Here is a 5,197-nt window from a genome sequence, read left to right as displayed (position 1 = left end):
GACGGGCCGCCGGGCCGGACCGCGGGGGCGGAAGGCGGGGGCGCCCCGGCGGGAGGGCCGCGGTCCCGCGGCAGGAGGCCCACGGTCCGGCGGCGGGAAGTCCCCGGCGGCGGTTGCGGGAGGGCGGGGGCCCGGGCGGTGCGCGGGAAACGGCCGTGAAGGGTGTGCGCGGCGGGCGATAGAGTTGCGGTGGCCGTCCGAACCGACCGTGGCCCACGAGTCCGTACGGTTCGCCACCCCACCACCCCAGGACTGGATGAACGACGATGCATCGGTACAGGTCCCACACCTGCGGCGAGCTCCGCGCCACTGACGTCGGCACCGACGTCCGGCTGAGCGGCTGGCTGCACAATCGCCGAGACCTGGGCGGCATCCTCTTCATCGATCTGCGCGACCACTACGGTCTCGTGCAGCTGGTGGCCAGGCCGGGCACGGCCGCCGTGGAGGCGCTGTCGCACCTGACCAAGGAGACCGTCGTACGCATCGACGGCACGGTCTCGGCCCGCGGCGCGGACAACGTCAACCCCGAGCTGCCGACCGGCGAGATCGAGATCGAGGTCTCCGAGGTCGAGGTGCTGGGCGAGTCCGCCCCGCTGCCGTTCACGATCAACGCGGACGACGGTGTCGGCGAGGAGCGCCGCCTGGAGTACCGCTTCCTCGACCTGCGTCGCGAGCGCATGCACCGCAACATCATGCTGCGCACGGCCGTGATCTCCGCGATCCGGCACAAGATGACCGCCCTCGGCTTCAACGAGATGGCGACCCCGATCCTGACCGCGACGTCCCCCGAGGGCGCCCGCGACTTCGTGGTGCCCTCCCGGCTGAACCCCGGCAAGTTCTACGCGCTGCCGCAGGCGCCCCAGCAGTTCAAGCAGCTGCTGATGGTGTCCGGCTTCGACCGCTACTTCCAGATCGCGCCCTGCTTCCGCGACGAGGACGCCCGTGCCGACCGCTCGCCCGGCGAGTTCTACCAGCTCGACCTGGAGATGAGCTTCGTCGAGCAGGAGGACGTGTTCGGTCCCGTCGAGAAGCTGATGACCGAGCTGTTCACGGAGTTCGGCCAGGGCCGCGAGGTCACCTCGCCGTTCCCGCGCATCCCCTTCCGCGAGTCGATGCGCAAGTACGGCAACGACAAGCCCGACCTGCGCGCCAAGCTGGAGCTGCACGACATCACGGACGTCTTCGAGGCGTCCGAGTTCAAGGCGTTCGCGGGCAAGCACGTGCGCGCGCTGCCGGTGCCGGACACGGCGGGCCAACCCCGCAAGTTCTTCGACCAGCTCGGCGAGTACGCGGTCGAGCAGGGCGCGAAGGGCCTGGCCTGGGTGCGCGTCGGCGACGACGGTGCGCTGAGCGGCCCGATCGCGAAGTTCCTCACCGAGGAGAACGTCAAGGTCCTCACCGAGCGCCTCGCGCTCGCCCCGGGCCACGCGGTCTTCTTCGGCGCCGGCGAGTACGGCGAGGTCTCGAAGATCATGGGCGCCGTCCGCGTGGAGGCGGCCAAGCGCTCCGGGCACTTCGAGGAGGGCGTGTTCCGCTTCTGCTGGATCGTCGACTTCCCGATGTACGAGAAGGACGAGGAGACCGGCCGGATCGACTTCTCGCACAACCCCTTCTCGATGCCCCAGGGCGGCCTCGAGGCGCTGGAGTCGATGGACCCGCTGGACATCCTGGCCTGGCAGTACGACATCGTCTGCAACGGCATCGAGCTGTCCTCGGGCGCGATCCGGAACCACGAGCCCGAGATCATGATCAAGGCCTTCGGGATCGCCGGGTACGAGCGCGCCGACGTCGAGCGCGACTTCGCGGGCATGCTGCGCGCGCTGCGCTTCGGCGCCCCGCCGCACGGCGGCATCGCCCCGGGCATCGACCGCATGGTGATGCTGCTGGCCGACGAGCCGAACATCCGCGAGACGATCGCGTTCCCGCTCAGCCAGAACGCGCAGGACCTGATGATGGGCGCGCCCAGCGAGCTGACCGAGGCGCGGCTGCGGGAGCTGCACATTTCGCTGCGCAAGCCGCAGGGCAAGTAGCGAAGGGCCCGCGGCGCGGCGCCGTTGGGCGCACCGCCGCGGGTACGGGCCGGGGCCGGCCGGGACGATCACGTCCCGGCCGGCCCCGGTGCTGTACGGCTTCGGGCGGCCCGGCGCCTTCGCCGGCCTTGGGCGCGAACACTCCCGCCCGGGGGGCCCGGCGGTGACCGGCGCAGGGCCGGTCGGGGCCGCACCGGGCCGGGCGCGGCGGTCAGCCGGCGCTGCCGGTGCCTTTCGAGGGCCCGCCCACGGCCGCGCCCCCCGGTGCCGCGTGCCGGAAGGCCAGGACCAGGCTGGGGACGGCGGCGACGGCGGAGACGAGGAAGACGGCTCGCGGATCCCAGCCGGAGACGATGAGCGAGGCCGCCACGAACCCGAGGATGTTGACGGCGTTGTCGGCCATCGTGTCGACGCCTTCGACCCGGCCGAGGAAGTCGGGCGGGATCCTGCTCATGTACAGCGACGTGACCGCCACGTTGTAGGGGGCGTTGGAGAGCGCGCTGATCACGACGCCGACGCTCAGCACGTACACGGTGGGGGCCGCGCCGATGACCACCTGGGCCGCGCACAGCCCCAGCATCGAGAAGGCCATGAGCCGGCCCAGGAGCGCGGGCCTGGCCAGGGCGGTGACGAGCGCCGCGGCGACCACGGCGACGGCTCCGTTCAGTGAGTAGAGGTAGCCGAGGGACGCGGTGCCGAGAGCGAACGTCCGGACGACGAGGAAGATCAGGCCGTAGTTGGTGCAGGCGGTCATGAAGGCCGTCCCGTACGACGCGAGCAGGAGCGAGCGGATCTCCGGGCTGCGCCGGACGACGGCGACCCCGTCGACGAAATCCGCCCAGTGGCTCGGCCTTCCCGCCCCACCGGGCCCGGCGCCGTCGTCCGCGCCTGCCGCCACCGCCGACGCGCCGTCACCCGCCGGCCGCGGGCCGGGGGTCCTCAGCGAGCGGCGCAGGTACCCGAGGATCAGCGCGGAGGCGACGAAGGACACGCTGTCGATCACGAAGGCCCGGCTCGCGCCGCCGGCGGCGAGCGTCAGCGCGGCAAGAGCGGGGCCGACGATCCCCACGACCCACTGGCCGGTCTCCATCAGGCCGTTGGCGCGCGGCAGCCGCTGCCCGGTCAGCAGCCGCGGAAGCAGCGAGAACGACGACGAGGAGAAGAAGACGCCGACGCCGTTGCCCACCGCGACCAGCACGAGGGCGGGCACCGTCCGGCCGTCGTGGGCGCACCAGGCAAGTCCCAGGCCGACCCCGGCGCGGACCAGGTCCGAGACCACGAGGACGGTGTACGTGTCGTACCGGTCCGCCACCACGCCCGAGAGGCCGCCCAGCAGCATGCCGGGAACATTCGCCAGGAGGACCACGAGGAGGCGCATGCCGGTCGAGCCCGACGTCGCCTCGAACAGCCAGACGTTGACGGCGAGGAGTCGGAAGGCATCCCCGAGCGCGGAGACGACGAAGGACGTGAAGAAGAGCGCGAAGGGGGCGCGGAGCCTCCGGCCCGTGGAGCTCTCCGCCCCGTTCCCGACCGCCGCGGTCATGGACGACCAGCCCCCTCGGTGTCAGCCTCCGCGGTGGCGGAGGCGCCCCCTCCGGGAAGGGGCCGGGAGGTGCGTGTGGGGGCTCGCGGGTGGCCCGCGTCCCGTCCGGCGCCCGCAGCGCGGAGAGAGCGGACCCTAGCAACGGGGACGGGCGGACCGCACCGTATTTGACGGCGGGCGGCCCCGGAGCAGCGACGAGCCGGGCGGCGCGCGCCCCGCGGGAGCCGCAGCGCGACGTGTCGGGCACGACACCGCCCCGCGACGGCAGGGCGGTCGCGGGGCGCCGGGTGCGCGGGACCCGGCGGGGTCGCGTGGCAGGATCCGGGAGGTGGTCCGGGGCGGAGCCTCCCGCGGGGAGGGCGCCCCGGGACCGGGGCAGGCCCCCGGCTGGTGCCTACATGCCGCCCTGCGACATCCCGTGCACGGCGGGAACGGTTCCGAGCAGGCCCTTCTGGAAGTCCTCGAAGGCCTGGCGCAGCTCGGCCTGGGTGTTCATGACGAACGGCCCGTAGTGCGCCATGGGCTCGCGGATCGGCCGGCCGCCGAGGAGCGCGACCTCCAGGTCCGGCGTGTTCGAGTCCTGCGACTCGTCCGCGCGCACGGTCAGCGAGGAGCCGGCGCCGAACACGGCCGTCTGGCCCGTGTGGACGGGGCGGCGCTCGGCGCCGACCGTGCCGCGGCCGGCGAGCACGTACGCGAGGCCGTTGAAGTCCTCCTGCCACGGCAACGTGATCTCGGCGCCCGGACGTACCGACGCGTGAATCATCGTGATGGGCGTGTGGGTGATGCCCGGGCCCTGGTGGCCGTCGAGCTCGCCGGCGATGACGCGGAGCAGCGCGCCGCCGTCGGGGGTGCTCAGCAGCTGCACCTGGCCGCCGCGGATGTCCTGGTAGCGGGGGTTCATCATCTTGTCCTTGGCCGGCAGGTTCACCCACAGCTGCAGGCCGTGGAAGAGGCCGCCGGACACGACGAGCGACTCCGGCGGGGCCTCGATGTGCAGCAGGCCGGAGCCGGCCGTCATCCACTGCGTGTCGCCGTTGGTGATGGTCCCGCCGCCGCCGTTGGAGTCCTGGTGGTCGAAGACCCCGTCGATGATGTAGGTGACGGTCTCGAAGCCGCGGTGCGGGTGCCAGGGGGTGCCCTTGGGCTCGCCCGGCGCGTACTCCACCTCGCCCATCTGGTCCATCATGATGAACGGGTCGAGGTACTTGTAGTTGATGCCGGCGAAGGCCCGGCGCACCGGGAACCCCTCGCCCTCGAAGCCGCCGGGCGCCGTGGTGACGGCCAGGACGGGCCGGGCGACAGCCCCGGCGGGCGCGGCCACACGCGGCAGGGTCAGCGGGTTTTCCACGGTCACAGCAGGCATGAGAGCCCTCCTCGTTTTCTCAGACCTGAATTTAGTTGAAGGATGAACATCTGGCAAGCGGGCAGGCTGAAGACCGCCCTGTTCGGGGCGGTATGCACGGGTGTGGGACGCGGTGGAGGGGTGGCGACGCGGGGCCGCCGCCGCGTCGCGGTGCCGGGGCGCGGCGCCGTGGCGTACGGGTGTACCGCCGGGGAGCGGGCGCGGGGGTCGCGGTGCAGCGGATCGGCTGCGGCGCGCGGCACCCGGAACGCGGCAGGC

General features: G+C 72.9%; 3 protein-coding genes. 1 reads left to right on the top strand and 2 read right to left on the bottom strand.

Features of this window, described 5'->3' with window-relative positions:
• The first annotated feature begins 266 nt into the window (after window positions 1-266).
• Window positions 267-2,030: an aspartate--tRNA ligase gene (gene aspS, locus L1885_RS23165; RefSeq protein ID WP_235799110.1), complete on the top strand. Its 1,764-nt coding sequence runs from the start codon at window positions 267-269 to the stop codon at window positions 2,028-2,030.
• Between the two features lie 211 nt (window positions 2,031-2,241).
• On the opposite strand, the gene L1885_RS23160 is transcribed toward aspS, so the two are convergent.
• Together L1885_RS23160 and L1885_RS23155 are read right to left on the bottom strand one after the other, a co-directional pair.
• Window positions 2,242-3,573 carry an MFS transporter gene (locus L1885_RS23160; RefSeq protein ID WP_235799109.1) on the bottom strand — a complete coding sequence of 444 codons (1,332 nt, stop codon included), beginning with the start codon at window positions 3,571-3,573 and terminating at the stop codon, window positions 2,242-2,244.
• A gap of 394 nt (window positions 3,574-3,967) precedes the next feature.
• Window positions 3,968-4,939: a pirin family protein gene (locus L1885_RS23155; protein WP_235799108.1), complete on the bottom strand. Its 972-nt coding sequence runs from the start codon at window positions 4,937-4,939 to the stop codon at window positions 3,968-3,970.
• Window positions 4,940-5,197 lie beyond the last annotated feature (258 nt).

This window comes from Streptomyces fuscigenes (assembly GCF_021556455.1).
Classification (GTDB): Bacteria; Actinomycetota; Actinomycetes; order Streptomycetales; family Streptomycetaceae; genus Streptomyces; species Streptomyces fuscigenes.
The sequence above is the reverse complement of the archived record's forward strand: the minus strand, read 5'-3'. Positions and strand labels throughout refer to the sequence as shown.